Source organism: Pseudomonas sp. LBUM1659, from assembly GCF_059716045.1.
In genome coordinates this window covers 1890455-1907863 of record NZ_CP166797.1, presented here as the reverse complement: position 1 = coordinate 1907863, position 17409 = coordinate 1890455, and the positions used below count along the sequence as shown (strand labels likewise).

The window sequence follows — 17409 nt, the reverse complement described above, 5'->3', positions numbered from 1 at the left end:
GATCAAGGCTTTTGAAATGACTACCGAACGCGACACCCTGGATAATTGCGAACACCTGCTGTTGGATAATCAGGCCTGCTTCGCCCTGCACTCGACTTCGCTGCTGATGACCAAGGTCTATAAACCGCTGCTGCAAGCGTTGGGCCTGACCTATCCGCAATACCTGGCGATGATGGTGCTGTGGGAGCGCGATGGTCTGACCGTCGGTGAAATCAGCACGCGACTGCTGACCGATCCCGGCTCACTGACCCCGCTGCTCAAACGCCTGGAAGTCGAAGGTCTGCTCAGCCGCACCCGCAGCCGCGAAGACGAACGGGTGGTGATCGTCGAACTCACCGAACAGGGCCGCGCCTTGCGGGACAAGGCCCGCAGCATTCCGCAGTGCATCCTCGGCGCCAGTGGGATGACGGTGGAGCGATTGAACAAACTGCAAGCGGAGCTGCAAGTGCTGCGCAGCAATTTGCAAGGTAGCCTCTGATTCCCCTGCCATACACAAATCCCCTGTGGGAGCGAGCCTGCTCGCGATAGCGGTCTGAAATTCGAACTTTGATGTCGACTGAGACACCGCTATCGCGAGCAGGCTCGCTCCCACATTTGTTTTGCAGTGTTCTTTCGACCTCGTTCACCCCTTCCTCAAAAAATTTTCACCCCTGAAAATCTCGCCTCGACCGCTCTAGCTCAGTCCTTCGTATCGCCCGCGAAAATCCCGACTAAAACTTTTTCAAAAATATATATTGCGCACTAAATATTAGCGAGATACATTCATCTCGCATTTACTTAGCGCGCAAACATTTAGCGCAAAACACCCAAATCGAATGAGGCTCACACCATGCAAACTCTCTACACCGCAATCGCAACCTCCACTGGCGGCCGTGATGGTCGTGCTGTTTCCAGTGACAACATCCTCGACGTCAAACTCGCCACCCCGAAAGAACTCGGCGGTGCTGGCGGCGCGGCGACCAACCCTGAGCAACTGTTCGCAGCCGGTTACTCCGCCTGCTTCATCGGCGCCCTGAAATTCGTCGCCAGCCAGACCAAGCGCACCATCCCCAACGATGCATCGATCACTGCCCATGTAGGCATTGGCCAAATCCCTGGCGGTTTCGGTCTGGACATCGACCTGCACATCAGCCTGCCGGGCCTTGAACAAGCCGACGCGCAAACCCTGGTCGACGCTGCCCACCAGGTTTGCCCGTACTCCAACGCCACCCGTGGCAATGTCGATGTGCGCCTGCACGTCACCGTCTGACCGGCCAGCGGTGCGCTCGGCGATGCTGCAAGCATCGCAAGAGCTCAAAGAACACCTGAAAACTAACACCGCCCACTGTAGGAGCACGGCTTGCCGGCGATGGCTTATCCGAGGCCGCTATCGCCGGCAAGCCGGGCTCCTACAGAGTTCGTGTACATTTTTTGCAGGCACAAAAAAGCCCGACTCAATGGTCGGGCTTTTTCATTCCTCAAGCGGTGCTTATTTAGCACGGCCTTTGTAGGAACCGCCTTCGCGGGTATCGATCTCGATCATGTCGCCGATTTCGATGAAGTCAGCTACCGACAGTTCGGTACCGTTCTTCAGTTTGGCAGGCTTCATCACCTTGCCGGAAGTGTCACCGCGAGCGGAGCCTTCGGTGTAGTCAACCTGACGCACGATAGTGGTCGGCAGTTCTACGGAAACCAGACGCTCTTCGAAGAAGATCGCTTCGCAAACATCGGTCATGCCTTCTTCAACGAAAGGCAGAACGGCTTCGATGTCTTCAGCGTTCAGCTCGTACATGGTGTAGTCGGTGGTGTCCATGAACGTGTAGGTATCGCCGCTGATGAAGGACAGGGTCGCTTCTTTGCGGTCGAGGATTACGTCGTCCAGTTTGTCGTCGGCGCTGTAAACGATCTCGGTCTTGTAACCGGTCAGCAGGTTTTTCAGCTTGGTCTTCATGATCGCGCTGTTACGACCGGATTTGGTGAATTCAGCTTTCTGAACCAGCCAAGGATCGTTTTCGAGACGGATCACGGTACCGGGTTTCAGTTCTTTACCAGTTTTCATTGCGAATATCCGAATTTGGATGGGATTTACAAAAATCTAGGCCGCGTATCATATCCAATTTACATAAAACTGTACCAGCGCCGCGGCAAGATCGGCCTGCAAGGCTTGTTCCAGACACCACGCCTCGGCGTGTTTTTGCAGCTCTGGCCAGTGTTTGCGGGCCGTGCGCCAGTGGTCGGACATATCATGACCGGCATTCCAGGCATGCCAAAGACCGTTGATCGCCTGGCTGGCGGGCTCGGACAGGCCTTTTGTGTACAGCGCGAGGAACGCATCGAGCTTGTCCAGGTGGATGTCTTCCTCCTGCTGATAGATGTGCCAGAGCATCGGCCGGCCGGCCCACTGGGCGCGGACGAAAGAGTCTTCACCGCGCACGGCGTTGAAATCGCAGCACCAGAGCAACTGATCGTACTGATCCTGTCTGACGAACGGCAGCACCTGGACGGTCAATCCGTCACGGACATGCAGCGCCCCCGCGGCCAATCCTTCAACGCCGAGCCAGCGTTCGACATCGCCGAGAATCCGCCCTTCGGGCACCAATAAATGCGTAGGCGTTGAATCGGCGGCCAGCACATCCAGCCAACTCGACAACCCGGCATTCTCATAGGCAAAGAGCGAGATCAATTGCGCATTCGCGGCACGATCAATGCCCAATCCTTGAAGGAGTGCTCGTTGTGCCTCGGGACTTTGCTGAAACTGCCGACGGCGCTCAAGCAATCCACTTTCACGCAGCAGACCTCCGGTGCCCGGCTGGAATCCCGGAAAGAAGAAATACTTCTGCACCGTTTTGTATTTGACCGACGGCAAACCGTGGCAACCGGTCACCCAGTCTTCGGCGCATAGGTAATCGAGGTTCATCCACAGCGGCGGCTTTACCCGCCCGGCCATGGCGTCCATGTAGGCACTCGGCAACTGGCAGGCGAACGCGGCAATGACCACATCCGCGGCTTTGGCGGCCAACCATTCGGCCGGCCATTGGCGCACTTCGACGCCGGCCTGCCATTGCTGCGCGACATGGATATCGATCTCGGGACACAGCCGCTCGAAGGCGCGCAGGTCATCGACCCACAAGCGCACCTCCAGCCCATGGTCGGCCACCAGTTGGCGAGCCAGGCGCCAGGTCACGCCGATGTCGCCAAAGTTGTCGACCACGGTGCAAAAAATATCCCAGCGGGTTTTCAGTTCAGGCATTCCAGGTTCCCGTTGGCAAAGGCGCCGATTGTCCGCATAAATAACCTCGTACAGAAGAGCCGACGACGATTAATCTTCGTGCGACAATCGCCATTCGCCCGTGACCATCCGCCAGGAGGCAGCCATGCCCTACCGTCCCAACCCACGCCGCTCGTTGCCGATCCAGCTCAATGCCCTGCAACTGACCGGCAGCATTGCCCTTGGTTTGTGGCTGGGATTTCTCGCTATCGCGCTGACCTGCTGGCTCGTCTCAGCCGTGTTTTTCAAAGAGCAACTGGCACCGGTAGCCGCCGTGGAGCAACTGGCCAAGCCGCCGGTTGTAGAACAGCCGAGACCCGATATTCCACCGCAGAGCCCGTTGTTCGAGCAATACGAAGAGAACCTGCGCAAGAGCGAGCAGCAGGTACGAATGGATCAGGCCCGTAGCAGCAGCCGCAATCTGTCCAATCCAAAATGCCAGTTCTGGCTGCAGCAGGACCACACCGCGCCGAGCGAAAAAAGCCGCGCCAATGTCCTGCAATTCTGCGACTGATCATGAACAAACAGACGGTCCACCAACTGATTCTCGACAAGCTGCGGATCGATATCGACATCGCCGAGCGTGCCGCGCAAACCGCTTACGAAACCGCGACCCACGAAGAAAACATCGCCGAAAACAAGTACGACACCCTGGGGCTGGAGGCCTCCTATCTGGCGGCCGGACAGGCCAGGCGGGTGGAAGAGATCAGGCAGTCACTGACGCTGTGCCAGAATCTGACTTTGCGTCCTTATGACGATAGGCGTGGTATTGAAGTCGGTGCATTGCTCGGCCTGGAAGACGAAAAGGGCCGCGAGCAATGGCTGTTTCTGGCCCCCGATGCAGCCGGCCTGAAGGTCGATCTGGTGGGACAATGGATTACTGTCATCACCCCCCGCTCGCCGCTGGGCAAAAGCCTGCTGGGCAAGTTCGAAGGGGATGAAGTGGAGATTCTGGTGGCGGGCGCTCGGCAACAGTTTACTGTTACCGAGGTGGTCTAGACCCCTCGATCAGTGCACCGGCAGTTCGACGCCGTCGAACAGCTCTTCCAGTTCCTGCTTGTTGTGGCACTGAATGGCTTTGGCCATGACTTCGCGGGTCAGGTGCGGGGCAAACTTCTCGATGAAGTCGCACATGAAACCACGCAGGAAGGTGCCGCGACGGAAACCGATTTTGGTAATGCTGGACTCGAACAGCTCGCTGGCATCGAGCACCACCAGGTCGCTATCAAGTTTGGCATCGACCGCCATTTTCGCCACGATGCCCACGCCCAGGCCCAGACGAACGTAGGTTTTGATCACGTCGGCGTCGGCAGCGGTGAACACCACTTTGGGCGTCAGGCCGCGATGGCTGAACGCTTCGTCGAGCTTCGAACGGCCGGTGAAACCGAACACATAAGTCACGATCGGGTATTCGGCCAGGGCTTCGAGGGTCAGAGTCGACAGTTTGGTCAGCGGGTGGCCGTGAGGCACGACTACGCAGCGGTTCCAGCGGTAGCACGGCATCATCACCAGGTCGCCGAACAACTCCAGCGCTTCAGTGGCAATGGCGAAATCCACGGTGCCGTCAGCGGCCATTTCAGCGATCTGCATCGGCGAGCCCTGATGCATGTGCAGGGCCACGTCCGGGTATTGCTTGATGAAATTGCTGATCACCGGTGGCAACGCATAACGTGCCTGGGTATGCGTGGTGGCGATCGACAGGGTGCCCTTTTTCTCGTTGGAGAATTCCTGGGCGATCTGCTTGATGCTTTCAACCTTGCGCAGAATCTCGCCGGCGGTGGTGATGATGCGCTCGCCGGCCGGGGTGACGCGGGTCAGGTGCTTGCCGCTGCGGGCGAAAACCTCGACCCCCAATTCGTCTTCCAGCAGACGGATCTGCTTACTGATACCCGGTTGCGAGGTGTAAAGGCTTTGGGCAGTAGCGGAAACGTTGAGGTCGTGGTGCGCCACTTCCCAGATGTAGCGCAATTGTTGAAGCTTCATATGAATCCCTCAAAGCAGGTAGACGCCACGGGCATCAGCGACGGTATATAACTATATTAATGGTTTGAAGAATAAATCTAGAACTTTTTTGTCGAGTTGCCACTATTCGTATTCTAGCGATCACCCTGCCGGCGCCGCTCCACCAGCGGCACCAGATAGACCGGCACCCGAGACAGCTGCAACACGCGTGCTGCGGTCCTGCCCAGAGGCGTTTCCGCGCCAGCACCGTGGCTATGACTCCCTAATATCAGCAAATCCACGGAGAGTTTCTCCGCCTGGTCGAGAATCACCTGCGACGGATCGCCCTGAAGCACCCTCACCGCTTGAATCCGCGCCAGGTCCTGCTCCCCGTCATCCCCCAACTCTTCACGAAAGCTGTCGAGCACCCGCTGCTCGATATTGGCAATCACCGTGCTCAGGCCCTGACTGTGAAACTCGTTCAGCGCCTGTTCATCGAGGTAACTCTGAAGCACCGATTCGGCAAACAACCCCATGGGCTCAACCGCGTGCACCACATACAAGTCGGCATTGAATGTCCGCGCCAGGGCCAAGGCGTGCTGCATCACCAACGGTGCATATAGGCCAAGGTCAGTGGCATACAGCATCGACTGAATCATAGGATCTCCTCGCAAGCCAACATGGCGGAGATTTGATTCAGCTTAGCAGTGCCTTGGCGAGTACGACGCTTTGCGTAACGTATTGAACCGCTGGCTTAAACCTTTTGCTCGTTGCTTATGCCGTGCGGTACATGGCCGGTGGCGACGACTTCGCGGGCCAACTCGCAATGGCCGGCCTGATCGTCGAAAAACACGTCGGCGGCAAACGCTTCGAGAAATGCGGATTTGGTCAGCCCCCCGAGAAACAGCGATTCATCCAGACGAATGTCCCATTCGCGCAACGTACGAATCACTCGCTCATGGGCCGGCGCCGAACGCGCCGTCACCAACGCCGTGCGGATCGGGCAGTCGTCGTCGGGAAACTCACGCTGCAACAGATTGAGGGCGGCCAGGAAGCCCTTGAACGGCCCTCCGCGCAGCGGCTCGCGGGCGGCCTCACGCTCGCTGGCCTGAAACGCTTCCAGGCCACCGGACTGGTAGACCCGCTCCGATTCGTCGGAAAACAGCACCGCATCACCGTCGAAGGCAATCCGCAATTCATCACTGGCCGCGCGGCTGGCACCGCCCGACAAAATGGTCGCCGCCGCGAAACCGGCGTCCAGTGCACTGCGCACATCGTCCGCATGCGTCGACAGAAACAGGTCACAGCCAAAGGCCTTGAGATACGGATAGGGACTGCGCCCGCCGACAAACGCCGCGCGGGAAATCGCCAGCCCATAGTGGTGAATCGAGTTAAACACCCGAAGGCCGGTGTCGGCGCTGTTGCGCGACACCAGGATCACCTCGACCCGCGCTCGACCGAGGCGAGTATTGAGGTTCAGAAGTTTCTCCACCAGCGGGAAGGCATCACCAGGCTCGAGGATTTCGTCTTCGTGCTCAATCTGATATTGCCGGTAGGCTTCGACGCCGCTCGACAGATACACCTTGTGGCTTTCGCTCAGGTCGAACAGTGCTCGCGAAGAAATCGCCAGCACCAGTTTGTCGTCGATAGTTTTTGCCATGCCCTTCCCCCTAAGGTAGATCCGCTTACCTGTTGCGTCGTTCGATGAAAGCCAGACTGCGATACAACGCTTCAATCAGCGGCAATTGGCACCCCGCCGCTTTGGCCACCGCCAAGGGCCGGGCGTATATCGCGGCCAGCTCCAGCGGTCGTTTGTGCAGGAAATCGTGGTACATGCTCGGCCAATAGTCCGGCATTTTTTCGGTCATCATGAACAGGTGGTCAGCATAACCGGCCGGTATGTCGTGACCACAGGCGATAGCCCCCTGAACCACTTCGGCCATCAATGCCTTGATCAGTTCCCGGCTGTCAGCATCGGCCATCAATGGCGTGGTGCTTGCCCCCAGCAGAACCGACAGGCCGTTGTAAGGGATATTCCAGACCAGTTTTTGCCAACGTGCCTGGTGCAGATCCGGCATGGCCTGCGAATCGATACCGGCGCTGTGGAATAACCCGGCGCCCTCCTCGACAATCGCCATGCGCGCCTGCTCATCAGCAGCGGGGCCACTGTGGTAGCCGATGTTGACTGCGCCGAGCGCCTGATGGGTAATGTCCCCGGGACCTGTGCGATGGACGCAGATAAAACACAGCCCACCCAGCAGGTGCAACGAATCGGGGAGCAACTCGCGCAGACTGTCTTCAACGTCCAGGCCATTTTGCAAGACCAGCACTTTGGCGTTCGGTGCGGCTGCCTGAATGATGGCGGGCGCCAAGTCCGTATTGCTGGTGGTTTTGGCGCCGACCAGCAACCAGTCGCAGGCGGGCATGTCTTCAGCGCACGAATAAGCTTGAACCGGGTTCAACGTCAACGCGCCATGCACTGCGCTGTCGAGTTGCAACCCGCGTTCGGCCACCGCTGAAAACTCACTGCGCAGCAAGAAGTGCACATCGAAGCCGGCACGCGCCAGCATCATCCCGTAGAACCCGCCGATTGCGCCGGTTCCGATTATGCCGATTGTCGGCTTGGTGACTGTGCCCGTCATGGCAACTCCTCTGCTGTTCTCATCAACGCCCGACCTACCGCATCATTGAGTTCGGTGCCGGTCAAACGCGATTTTAGTACCCCGAAAAACTCACCGTCGCGCACCACAAACAGCGCCGGCAAATGAAAAACCTGATAACGCTCGACCACCCCGCCATTGCTCCCGGCATCGATCCAGCACAGTCGATCGACCATCAGATCGAGCCTGGGCAATTGTTCTCGGGCAAATCGGCAACTGGCGCAGCCAACACTGGTGAAAATCACCAGGGATACGCCGCTCATTGCCAGCAGCCGTTGGTCGGCATCGAAATCGGTCAGTTCCGATTCGACCACTATACTTCGGGAAACAATGTCAGATGGCCGACACAGGGAGTCCGTGTTCATGGGACGATTTATTCCTCATCCTGGCGATGTGCCCGTCGAATTAACGTTACTCAAACATGAGTGCATCTCGCGCCAGCGCTTGCACACTATCAGTCTCGGGGGCATGGCTTGCAATTATCACCGGGCCTGGCGCCATGGGACGGCGCTGGAAGTGCGCATGCCGACCTTGAACCCCGACATGCGCTATCTGGGCTATGTAGCCTGGTGCTTGCGGCGCAAACGCGGCTATCTGGTAGGCATTGCGTTTGTGGACGAGCAGATGCTGTTCAGTGCCCGGATGGGCGAGCAGGTGTGCCAGATCGAACGCTACTGTCGCCTGCATGACGCGCACGAAGACTTGCAGGATATTCAGGCGCTGGCCCTCGAATGGGTCCAGGAGCATGCCGACGAGTTCTCTCAAGACACCGTTGATAAGGCATTTGCACAGCCGGTGCTGGATTAAACCCATTGTCGAGCAGGCGGATAACGCGCTAAGGTTCGGCTCCCCGACGCGCTTAATTTGCTGTGCTCCGCCGCGCGGGTTCGCTGGCGGCCGGCACCCGTGACCTGACGAGTAAACGATGGCTGATTTACCGATCAACGACCTAAACGTCGCCTCCAACGAGACGCTGATCACTCCTGACCAGCTCAAGCGCGATATCCCTCTGAGCGACGCCGCCCTGCGCACCGTCACCAAGGGCCGCGAAGTCATTCGCAATATCCTGGATGGCACCGACCACCGCCTGTTCGTCGTCATCGGGCCTTGCTCGATCCACGACATCAAGGCTGCCCACGAATACGCCGATCGCCTGAAGGTACTCGCCGCCGAAGTGTCCGATACCCTGTATCTGGTCATGCGCGTGTATTTCGAGAAGCCGCGCACCACCGTCGGCTGGAAAGGCTTGATCAACGACCCGTACCTGGACGACTCGTTCAAGATCCAGGATGGTCTGCACATTGGTCGTCAATTGTTGCTGGACCTGGCCGAAATGGGCCTGCCGACCGCGACCGAAGCCCTCGACCCGATCTCCCCGCAGTATCTGCAGGACCTGATCAGCTGGTCGGCCATCGGTGCGCGCACCACTGAGTCCCAGACTCACCGCGAAATGGCTTCCGGCCTGTCCTCGGCAGTCGGCTTCAAGAACGGCACCGATGGCGGCCTGACAGTGGCGATCAACGCCCTGCAATCGGTTTCCAGCCCGCACCGTTTCCTGGGCATCAACCAGGAAGGTGGCGTGTCGATCGTCACCACCAAGGGCAACGCCTACGGCCACGTAGTACTGCGCGGTGGCAACGGCAAGCCGAACTATGACTCGGTCAGCGTCGCGCTCTGCGAGCAAGCGCTGAACAAGGCGAAGATCAAGCCGAACATCATGGTCGATTGCAGCCACGCCAACTCCAACAAGGACCCGGCCTTGCAACCGCTGGTGATGGAGAACGTTGCCAACCAGATTCTCGAAGGCAACCAGTCGATCATCGGCTTGATGGTCGAGAGTCACCTGAACTGGGGCTGCCAGGCCATCCCGAAAGACCTCGCCGACCTGCAATACGGCGTGTCGATCACCGACGCCTGCATCGATTGGTCCGCCACCGAAAACACCTTGCGCAGCATGCATGCCAAGCTCAAGGACGTGCTGCCTAAACGCGATCGCACTTGATCACCGTTTAGCGCACACAAAAACGCCAGGCTTAAACCTGGCGTTTTTTTTTGCGTTCGTTTTGGTCACAGCTTGGCGGCGTGCCGCTGGTGACGTTCCATGTAGCGCTCGACGTAAGAGCACGATGGGATCACGGTGTAACCCATTTCTTCTGCGTACTCCAGCGCCTTCTCGGTCAAGGCTGCGGCAATGCCACGACCACGCAATGCGTTGGGCACAAAGGTGCGATAGATATCCAGGGTCTGTTTCCCCAGATCCATATAGGTCAGGTAGGCACGATGACCGTCCACAGTGGTCTCGAACTGATGACCAGCCTGGTCATGGTGGATGGACAACGCCTCGCTCATCACTACTCCTCGCGGGTCTTGAAATCTGACCTCTACCTTACCGATGTTTTTCCGGCGAAGGAACATCTACGCCACCCCGTGCCTGAATGGACACTGAGAAGAGCTGCACCGATCTCGCGCAACCGAGCACGTACAAATAGTAGGCACCATTGGCAGAAATGCTCAAGGTGCGCTCGTCATCATGCTTAGCCAGCGGGTGCTGCTCCAGGGTACGCAGGGACGGCTCGACCGACGGTCTTTGCGGGTCGATAGCCTGAACATTGCCGGATGTTGAGACATAAGACGAAGCCGTTCTCTTAAAGTCACCTCTACATGGATAAGATTATGAGAGCTGCTGTGCAAAATTCGAACAAAAGTATGGACGAATTCATCTAGCCAGACTTTAGCCAAGACTGAAAAAACACGGGGAGCGCGCGGAACTTTTCCTCGGCGCCTCGCTCATCTCGGGCCTCGCAGATGGATATTTTTTAAACAACGCAGTTAAAAGTTGCTCGAAAAAGAATCAAAGCCTACAATTTTTTTTGCTTCTTGCTGTACGTCAGTTTACTTACGAGTAGTAATGAGTAGTATGTACGCCGGCTATTTCCTCACTCTGAGGAGACAGCTAAATTAATAGAAAGTCCTTGAAGGGGAACACGATGAACAACGTTCTGAAATTCTCTGCTCTGGCCCTGGCCGCAGTTCTGGCTACCGGTTGCAGCAGCACATCGAAAGAAACCGAAGCACGTCTGACCGCTACTGAAGACGCAGCTGCTCGCTCCCAGGCTCGTGCAGACGAAGCTTACCGTAAAGCTGATGAAGCTCTGGCTGCTGCTCAAAAAGCACAACAGACTGCTGACGAAGCTAACGAGCGTGCTCTGCGCATGCTGGACAAAGCTAGCCGCAAGTAATAATCCCTAGGGATTATTATCAAGCCGACCCATTTTATGGGTCGGCTTTTTATTGCCTGATGCTTTCCTTCCGGCAATAAAAAACCCGCCGACGCGGCCTGCGTCGGCGGGTTTCTTTCAAGCCTTACTGCAATGGATCGAGCGGCGCACTCGACATCATTGGCGCGGCATTGCTCGGCACGGCGATTTCCACCGGCAAGCCATCTTCAGCGGCAACCACGTCGCGCACCACATCCCAATTCATGCGCAGGTTGTTGGTGATGTCCTCACGCTTGAGCATCGCATTGATAACCGCGGTGTGCTTGTCGACTACCGAAGGGTTGCCCTTGTCATCCAGCGGCGTGTGCGCTTCCAGGTAAACCTTGCCGGCACTCATACCGAACTTGTACGGGTCGTTGATAATGCGCACCGACGTTCCGACCGGCACCATACCGGCCATTTCCAGCACGTTGTTGTTGAACATGCGGAAGCAGCCGTGGCTGGTGCGCATGCCGATGCCGAACTTCTTGTTAGAACCGTGGATCAGGTAGCCCGGCGTGCCCAATGTGAACTTGAACGGCCCCAGCGGGTTGTCCGGGCCTGCCGGCACCACGTTAGGCAGCGGATCCCCATCGGCGGCGTGCTCGGCCTTGATCGACGCTGGAGGGGTCCAGGTCGGGTTCGGCGTCTTCGCGGTGATGTTGGTGTGGGCAATTGGCGAGCCCCAGCCTTCACGACCGATACCCAGCGGGAAGGTGTAAACCACATTCCGGCCTTTCGGGAAGTAATAGAGCCGGTATTCAGCCAGGTTGATCACGATGCCTTCACGCGGTCCCGGCGGCAGGATGAAACGTGTTGGCAGAATGATTTCGGTGCCGGCGCCCGGCAACCATGCATCGACACCCGGGTTGGCCGCGACCATTTCCGTGTAGCCCAGGTCGTAAGCGGTACCAAGGTCAGCGAAGGTATCTTCGTACTTGGCCTTGATAACCTGCACCTGACCGATGATGTCTTCACCGGGCGGTGGCAGGGGAAACTCCAATGCTGCAACTGGGCCAGCCACACAAAGGGCGGCAAGAGACAGGAAGCGGGTGACGGCAGGAAAACGCGGCAACATCCGGAAAGTCCTTCGCAGATCGACAAGGGGTAAGAGCGGGATTGTACACCGACGCCCGTAAATTCGGGGAGTCGGCCGATAGCACGCTACCTTTTATGCGCTAGAGCTCGAACCGTAGCTCTGGCCAGATCGGCGAGGTACCGCGTTTTTGCGACTCCAGAATGGCCCGGCACAGCGAGCATAGACGCTGGTCCTGGAACACTCGACGATCGACACTCGACCAACGCGGCTGCGCCGGCAACAGGCTGCCGCACAAGGTTCGGTCCGCCGAGCCGCCCAGCTCCAGCTGACGGGTTACCAGATGTACCCGCACTTCCTGGCAGGCGAACAGATCCAGCTGTTCGTCAGGCTCGATCAGTTGATAGGCAAAAAGTGACCAGGCAGGACGCGGCATCGGGGGCTCCAAATCGGGGGCGCCACCATAGCCGAAAGCCTGCGCCTAGAAAAGCGTCATAACAGCGGTTTTAGCGTAGGCCAGACATTTTCCAGCAACTTGTCCTGAGCCCCGGCCGCCGGGTGTATGCCGTCCGCCTGCATCAAGTCCGGATGGCCGCCCACGCCATCGAGAAAAAACGGCACCAGCGCGAGGTTTTTCTCGTTGGCCAGCGTGCTGTAGACCTTGGCAAAGGCCTCGGTGTAACGAGCGCCATAATTGGGCGGCAATTGCATGCCCAGCAGGAGGACCTTGGCACCGTTGTCGCGGGAGGTGTCGATCATCGAAGCAAGGTTTTGTTGCAAATTAGCCAGGGGCATTCCACGCAGTCCGTCATTGCCGCCCAATTCGAGGATCACCAGTTCCGGCTTATGCTCTGCAAGCAGCGCAGGCAGGCGTGCCTGGCCTCCGGCGCTGGTGTCGCCGCTGATGGATGCGTTGACCACCTTATCGTCGAAACCTTCGTGCTTGAGCCGCTGTTCCAGCAGCGAGACCCACCCCAACCGGGTATCCAGTCCGAAACCCGCGCTGATACTATCGCCAACAATCAGGACAGTACCCGCCGCTGCGTTCTGGGCCATACACATCAAGGCCAGACCAGCACTCAAAAACCACACACGCATCGGATTCTCCATGGGCGCAAGCATTCTCACCGCGAAGAACCTCAGCAAAGTGGTCCCCAGCGCGGAAGGTGAACTGACTATCCTGCACGAACTCAGCCTGGAACTGAACAAGGGCGACAGCCTGGCTATCGTCGGCGCCTCCGGTTCCGGCAAATCCACCCTACTCGGCCTGCTCGCCGGGCTCGACCTGCCCAGCAGCGGCGAAGTCACGCTGGCCGGGCAAGGGCTGAGCACGCTCGATGAAGATCAACGCGCGCGCATTCGGGCCGAGCATGTCGGTTTTGTGTTCCAGTCCTTTCAATTGCTCGACAGCCTCAACGCCCTGGAAAACGTCATGCTGCCCCTGGAACTCGATGGCCGCAAAGATGCTCGCGAGCGTGCCACCGAGTTGCTGCAACGGGTCGGCCTGGGCCAGCGCCTGACGCACTCACCGCGCCAGCTCTCGGGCGGTGAACAGCAGCGCGTGGCAATTGCCCGGGCGTTCGCCGCTGAACCCGATGTGTTGTTCGCCGATGAACCTACCGGCAACCTCGACAGCCACACCGGCGAGCGCATCAGTGATCTGTTGTTCGAACTCAACCAGGAACGCGGCACGACGCTGGTGCTGGTGACTCACGACGAACGCCTGGCACATCGCTGCCGGCGCCTGATCCGCCTTGAAGCCGGCCTGCTGGTCGCCCCTCTGGAGCCTTGATGGCACGCCTGCCGCTGTTGCGCCTGTTCAGTCTTGCCATCCGCCAACTGCTGCGCGATGCCCGCGCCGGTGAGTTGCGCGTGTTGTTCTTCGCCTTGCTGGTAGCCGTGGCGGCGAGTACCGCCATCGGCTATTTCGGCGCCCGCCTGAACGGCGCCATGATGTTGCGCGCCACCGAGTTTCTCGGTGCCGACCTGTTGCTCGAAGGCAGTTCACCAGCACGACCCGAACAGATCAAAAGCGGTATGGAACTGGGGCTTGAACACGCTCAAGTGGTGGAGTTCTCCAGCGTCATCGCCACTGACAACGGCATTCAGCTGTCCAGCATCAAAGCTGCTGATGACGTCTACCCACTGCGCGGCGAACTGAAAAGTGCCCCGGCGCCCTTCGCCCCGCAAGCACCCGGAGGCGGACCGAAATCCGGTGAAGCCTGGGTTGAGGCGCGACTGCTGACGGCGCTGGATTTGAAGATCGGCGACAGCATCGACGTCGGCATGAAAACCCTGAAACTGGCGCGAGTCCTGACCTACGAACCCGACCGGGCCGGCAACTTCTACAGCCTCACGCCACGCGTGCTGATCAACCTTAACGACCTTGCCGCCACCGGTGTGGTGCAACCCGGAAGCAGAGTCAGTTACCGCGAGCTCTGGCGGGGTAAAGCCGAGGCACTGGAAACCTATCGCCAACTGATCAAGCCTGGTCTGGCTGCCAACCAGCGCCTGCAGGATGCCCGCGACGGCAACCGACAAATTGGCGGCGCGCTGGGCAAGGCCGAGCGCTACCTCAACATGGCGAGTCTAGTGGCGGTTCTGCTGTCCGGTGTGGCGGTGGCGCTGTCTGCCACTCGCTTCGCCACGCGCCGATTCGACGCCAGTGCCTTGCTGCGCTGCCTGGGTCTGTCACGCCGGGAAACCATGATGCTGTTCAGTTTGCAGCTGACGGTACTCGGCCTGCTCGCCAGCCTCAGTGGCGCCTTCCTCGGCTGGCTGGCACAGCTGGGGCTGTTTGCGTTGCTGCATGATTTGTTGCCGACCGATGTGCCGCCGGGTGGTTTGCTGCCGGCCATCGCCGGGATAGGCACCGGGCTCGTTGCCCTGGCCGGATTCGCCCTGCCACCGCTGGCCGCACTCGGTCGCGTGCCGCCGCTGCGGGTGTTGCGTCGGGACATGCTGCCGATTCCGTCCAGCACCTGGATGGTCTATGGCGCTGCTTTGGGCGCCCTTGGCCTGATCATGTGGCGCCTGAGCCTCGACCTGGTGCTGACGTTCGCCCTGCTCGGCGGTGGCGTGATCGCCGCGCTGGTACTCGGCGGTTTGCTCTTGCTGCTGCTGAAAAGCCTGCGTCGGATGCTGGCCCGCGCTTCGCTGCCCTGGCGCCTCGGGCTGGGCCAGCTGCTGCGTCATCCGCTGGCGGCAGCGGGACAAGCCTTGGCCTTTGGCCTGATTCTTCTGTCAATGGCGCTGATCGCGCTGCTGAGGGGTGAGCTGCTGGACACCTGGCAGAACCAGCTGCCAAAAAACGCGCCGAATTACTTTGCGCTGAACATCCTGCCGGCGGACAAACAGGCCTTTACGGATCGCCTGATCCAACTGTCAGCGCAGTCCGCACCACTTTACCCGGTGGTGCCGGGCCGACTGATCAGCATCAACGGCGAGCCGGTGCAGGACATCGTCAGCAAGGATACGGCGGGTGATCGAGCGATCCAGCGTGACCTGAGCCTGACCTGGGCCGCCGACTTGCCGGCGGGTAACAAGCTCACGGCGGGCAACTGGTGGACAGAACAGTCACCCGACGATGTTCCCGGCGTTTCTGTCGAGGGTAAAGTGGCAGAAAGCCTGAAGCTCAAGCTCGGCGACCATTTAGTGTTTACCGTGGGCGGAGTCAATCGTGAAGCGAAAGTCTCCAGCTTGCGAGAGATCAACTGGGACAACTTCCAGCCGAACTTCTTCATGATCTTCCAGCCTGGCACCTTGAAGGATTTGCCAGCGACTTACCTGACCAGTTTCTATCTGGCGGCCGGTCATGATCAGCAGATTGTCGACCTGTCGCGCAGCTTCCCGGCGGTGACCATTCTGCAAGTCGAAGCATTGCTGGAGCAGCTGCGCAGCATCCTCGCCCAGGTCACGCTGGCGGTGGAATATGTGTTGTTGTTTGTCTTGGCGGCGGGGATGGCGGTGTTGTTTTCCGGCTTGCAGGCGACGCTCGATGAACGCATCCGACAAGGCGCCCTGTTGCGAGCGCTGGGGGCCGAACGGCAATTGCTGGTGAAGGCCCGACGGATCGAGTTCGGTTTACTTGGCGCGGTCAGCGGCTTATTGGCGGCACTGGGCTCGGAACTGGTAAGCCTGGTGCTCTACCGCTACGCATTTGACCTGCCGTGGCATCCGCATCCGTGGTTACTGGTCTTGCCATTGATCGGCGCAGTACTGATTGGCGGCGCCGGAGTGTTCGGTACCCGTCGTGCGTTGAACGCCAGCCCTCTGACAGTGTTGCGCGAGGGTTGATAGACTCGAACCTTCTCCATTACAAGAAGTTGCCATGAGCCGTTATCGCCCTCCCCGCCCCGCTGGCACCGCGCTGATCACCCCCGAGGGTGAAGCGCGGATGCGGGCCGAGTTTCATGAGCTTTGGCATGTACGGCGACCGCAGGTGACGCAGTCGGTGAGCGAGGCTGCGGCGCAGGGTGATCGTTCCGAGAACGCGGAATACACCTACGGCAAAAAGATGCTGCGAGAAATCGACAGCCGCGTGCGCTTTCTCACCAAGCGGCTGGAAGCGCTCAAGGTGGTCAGCGAAAAACCCAGCGATCCGAACAAGGTCTATTTTGGTGCCTGGGTCACGATCGAAGACGAGGATGGCAAAGAGTCGCGCTACCGCATTGTCGGGCCGGATGAGCTGGACCTGAAACTGGGGCTGATCAGCATCGACTCACCGCTCGCCCGCGCGCTGATCGGCAAGGCGCTGGACGCCGAAGTTCGCGTCCAGACACCGACCGGTGAGCAATGCGTGTATATCGTGGCGATTGAGTACCTTTGAACCTCAGCGGCGGGTGATCAGGCCTTGTCGGGCAACGCGGGTCAACTGCCTGATCATTTCCGGGGCGTCTTCGAGGCTGGGTGATTGAATCACCGCCAGGTCAAAACTGTCGCTGGCAAATCGAGCCAGCGATTCGCCGTCTTCGACAAACTGGATCAGGAACGCAGCAGGCCCGCCGGTACGACGTGGCCAGCCATCGAGATAACGCAGAAGTGTCGGCTGATGTTGACCGCCAAGCAGGATTTTTGGATTGCGCTGGGTGAGATGTGCCGTGATCGGCGCGGGACGTACTGTGGGGCTAAGTGCGTTCATCGAGTCGTGTCTCTGCCTCAAAAGTCTGCATGGCAGGTGAGAGGCAACACCGAACCAGCGCTTTAGCGGTATTTCGAAGCCTGTTTCAAGCTTCTATCGGCAACTGATTGAGTCACCTGGCGCCCCGC

22 protein-coding genes are annotated in these 17409 nt (G+C 59.0%); 10 read left to right on the top strand and 12 right to left on the bottom strand.

Going from position 1 to position 17409, the window contains the following annotated elements; translation table 11 throughout:
* The first annotated feature begins 16 nt into the window (after window positions 1–16).
* Both ACA048_RS08670 and ACA048_RS08665 read left to right on the top strand, forming a co-directional pair.
* On the top strand, window positions 17–478 hold the full coding sequence (locus ACA048_RS08670; RefSeq protein ID WP_497628766.1) for a MarR family winged helix-turn-helix transcriptional regulator: 462 nt from the start codon (window positions 17–19) through the stop codon (window positions 476–478).
* Window positions 479–829: 351 nt separating this feature from the next.
* A complete protein-coding gene (locus ACA048_RS08665) occupies window positions 830–1249 on the top strand; it encodes an organic hydroperoxide resistance protein (RefSeq protein ID WP_223519188.1) in 420 nt (139 codons plus the stop codon).
* A 219-nt stretch (window positions 1250–1468) separates the two neighbouring features.
* Here ACA048_RS08665 and ACA048_RS08660 read toward each other — a convergent pair whose 3' ends face one another.
* Window positions 1469–2038, bottom strand: a complete 570-nt coding sequence (locus ACA048_RS08660) for an elongation factor P (RefSeq protein ID WP_007943632.1) — start codon at window positions 2036–2038, stop codon at window positions 1469–1471.
* Between the two features lie 48 nt (window positions 2039–2086).
* On the bottom strand, window positions 2087–3229 hold the full coding sequence (earP, locus tag ACA048_RS08655; RefSeq protein WP_497628765.1) for an elongation factor P maturation arginine rhamnosyltransferase EarP: 1143 nt from the start codon (window positions 3227–3229) through the stop codon (window positions 2087–2089).
* Between the two features lie 124 nt (window positions 3230–3353).
* On the opposite strand from earP, the gene ACA048_RS08650 reads away from it, so the two are divergent.
* Together ACA048_RS08650 and ACA048_RS08645 are read left to right on the top strand one after the other, a co-directional pair.
* Window positions 3354–3761 (top strand): hypothetical protein, encoded by a 408-nt coding sequence (locus tag ACA048_RS08650; protein WP_497628764.1) that lies wholly within the window; start codon window positions 3354–3356, stop codon window positions 3759–3761.
* Between the two features lie 2 nt (window positions 3762–3763).
* A complete protein-coding gene (locus tag ACA048_RS08645; protein WP_497628763.1) occupies window positions 3764–4246 on the top strand; it encodes a GreA/GreB family elongation factor in 483 nt (160 codons plus the stop codon).
* Between the two features lie 9 nt (window positions 4247–4255).
* Here the strand turns inward: ACA048_RS08645 and cysB are convergent, their stop codons facing one another.
* The 5 genes from cysB to ACA048_RS08620 all read right to left on the bottom strand — a co-directional run bounded on the left by cysB (window position 4256) and on the right by ACA048_RS08620 (window position 8213).
* The gene (gene cysB / locus ACA048_RS08640; protein ID WP_497628762.1) at window positions 4256–5230 is read right to left on the bottom strand and encodes an HTH-type transcriptional regulator CysB; all 975 of its coding nucleotides are present in this window, start codon (window positions 5228–5230) and stop codon (window positions 4256–4258) included.
* A gap of 113 nt (window positions 5231–5343) precedes the next feature.
* Window positions 5344–5847 carry a universal stress protein gene (locus ACA048_RS08635; protein WP_497628761.1) on the bottom strand — a complete coding sequence of 168 codons (504 nt, stop codon included), beginning with the start codon at window positions 5845–5847 and terminating at the stop codon, window positions 5344–5346.
* A gap of 95 nt (window positions 5848–5942) precedes the next feature.
* Complete coding sequence (locus ACA048_RS08630; protein ID WP_497628760.1) at window positions 5943–6848, bottom strand: 5'-nucleotidase; 906 nt, start codon at window positions 6846–6848, stop codon at window positions 5943–5945.
* Window positions 6849–6873: 25 nt separating this feature from the next.
* Window positions 6874–7830 (bottom strand): putative 2-dehydropantoate 2-reductase, encoded by a 957-nt coding sequence (locus ACA048_RS08625; protein ID WP_497628759.1) that lies wholly within the window; start codon window positions 7828–7830, stop codon window positions 6874–6876.
* Entirely contained in the window at window positions 7827–8213 is a 387-nt protein-coding gene (locus ACA048_RS08620) for a thioredoxin family protein (RefSeq protein ID WP_497628758.1), read from the bottom strand. Before ACA048_RS08620 ends, ACA048_RS08625 begins: the two co-directional genes overlap by 4 nt.
* Here ACA048_RS08620 and ACA048_RS08615 point away from each other — a divergent pair.
* Together ACA048_RS08615 and ACA048_RS08610 are read left to right on the top strand one after the other, a co-directional pair.
* Window positions 8212–8655, top strand: a complete 444-nt coding sequence (locus ACA048_RS08615) for a PilZ domain-containing protein (RefSeq protein ID WP_497628757.1) — start codon at window positions 8212–8214, stop codon at window positions 8653–8655. The two genes, ACA048_RS08620 and ACA048_RS08615, sit on opposite strands and share 2 nt — an antisense overlap.
* 118 nt (window positions 8656–8773) lie before the next feature.
* Window positions 8774–9850 (top strand): 3-deoxy-7-phosphoheptulonate synthase, encoded by a 1077-nt coding sequence (locus ACA048_RS08610; protein ID WP_452625501.1) that lies wholly within the window; start codon window positions 8774–8776, stop codon window positions 9848–9850.
* 65 nt (window positions 9851–9915) lie between these two features.
* Here ACA048_RS08610 and ACA048_RS08605 read toward each other — a convergent pair whose 3' ends face one another.
* Entirely contained in the window at window positions 9916–10197 is a 282-nt protein-coding gene (locus ACA048_RS08605) for a GNAT family N-acetyltransferase (protein WP_477802062.1), read from the bottom strand.
* Between the two features lie 638 nt (window positions 10198–10835).
* Here ACA048_RS08605 and oprI point away from each other — a divergent pair.
* Window positions 10836–11087: an outer membrane lipoprotei OprI gene (gene oprI / locus ACA048_RS08600; protein WP_007943620.1), complete on the top strand. Its 252-nt coding sequence runs from the start codon at window positions 10836–10838 to the stop codon at window positions 11085–11087.
* Between the two features lie 124 nt (window positions 11088–11211).
* On the opposite strand, the gene ACA048_RS08595 is transcribed toward oprI, so the two are convergent.
* The 3 genes from ACA048_RS08595 to ACA048_RS08585 form a co-directional block, all read right to left on the bottom strand.
* Complete coding sequence (locus ACA048_RS08595; RefSeq protein ID WP_497628756.1) at window positions 11212–12183, bottom strand: L,D-transpeptidase family protein; 972 nt, start codon at window positions 12181–12183, stop codon at window positions 11212–11214.
* 100 nt (window positions 12184–12283) lie between these two features.
* Window positions 12284–12577 (bottom strand): hypothetical protein, encoded by a 294-nt coding sequence (locus tag ACA048_RS08590; RefSeq protein WP_003226812.1) that lies wholly within the window; start codon window positions 12575–12577, stop codon window positions 12284–12286.
* A gap of 56 nt (window positions 12578–12633) precedes the next feature.
* Complete coding sequence (locus tag ACA048_RS08585; protein ID WP_497628755.1) at window positions 12634–13239, bottom strand: arylesterase; 606 nt, start codon at window positions 13237–13239, stop codon at window positions 12634–12636.
* 10 nt (window positions 13240–13249) lie between these two features.
* On the opposite strand from ACA048_RS08585, the gene ACA048_RS08580 reads away from it, so the two are divergent.
* Genes ACA048_RS08580 through greB form a run of 3 tightly spaced genes read left to right on the top strand, consistent with a single transcriptional unit; the run spans window position 13250 to window position 16969 of the window.
* Window positions 13250–13933: an ABC transporter ATP-binding protein gene (locus ACA048_RS08580; RefSeq protein ID WP_007943616.1), complete on the top strand. Its 684-nt coding sequence runs from the start codon at window positions 13250–13252 to the stop codon at window positions 13931–13933.
* Complete coding sequence (locus tag ACA048_RS08575) at window positions 13933–16437, top strand: ABC transporter permease (RefSeq protein WP_497628754.1); 2505 nt, start codon at window positions 13933–13935, stop codon at window positions 16435–16437. The genes ACA048_RS08580 and ACA048_RS08575 overlap by 1 nt, the downstream gene beginning before the upstream one ends.
* 34 nt (window positions 16438–16471) lie before the next feature.
* Window positions 16472–16969 (top strand): transcription elongation factor GreB, encoded by a 498-nt coding sequence (greB, locus tag ACA048_RS08570; protein WP_007943614.1) that lies wholly within the window; start codon window positions 16472–16474, stop codon window positions 16967–16969.
* A gap of 3 nt (window positions 16970–16972) precedes the next feature.
* On the opposite strand, the gene ACA048_RS08565 is transcribed toward greB, so the two are convergent.
* Window positions 16973–17281 (bottom strand): hypothetical protein, encoded by a 309-nt coding sequence (locus ACA048_RS08565; protein WP_007943613.1) that lies wholly within the window; start codon window positions 17279–17281, stop codon window positions 16973–16975.
* Between the last annotated feature and the right edge of the window lie 128 nt (window positions 17282–17409).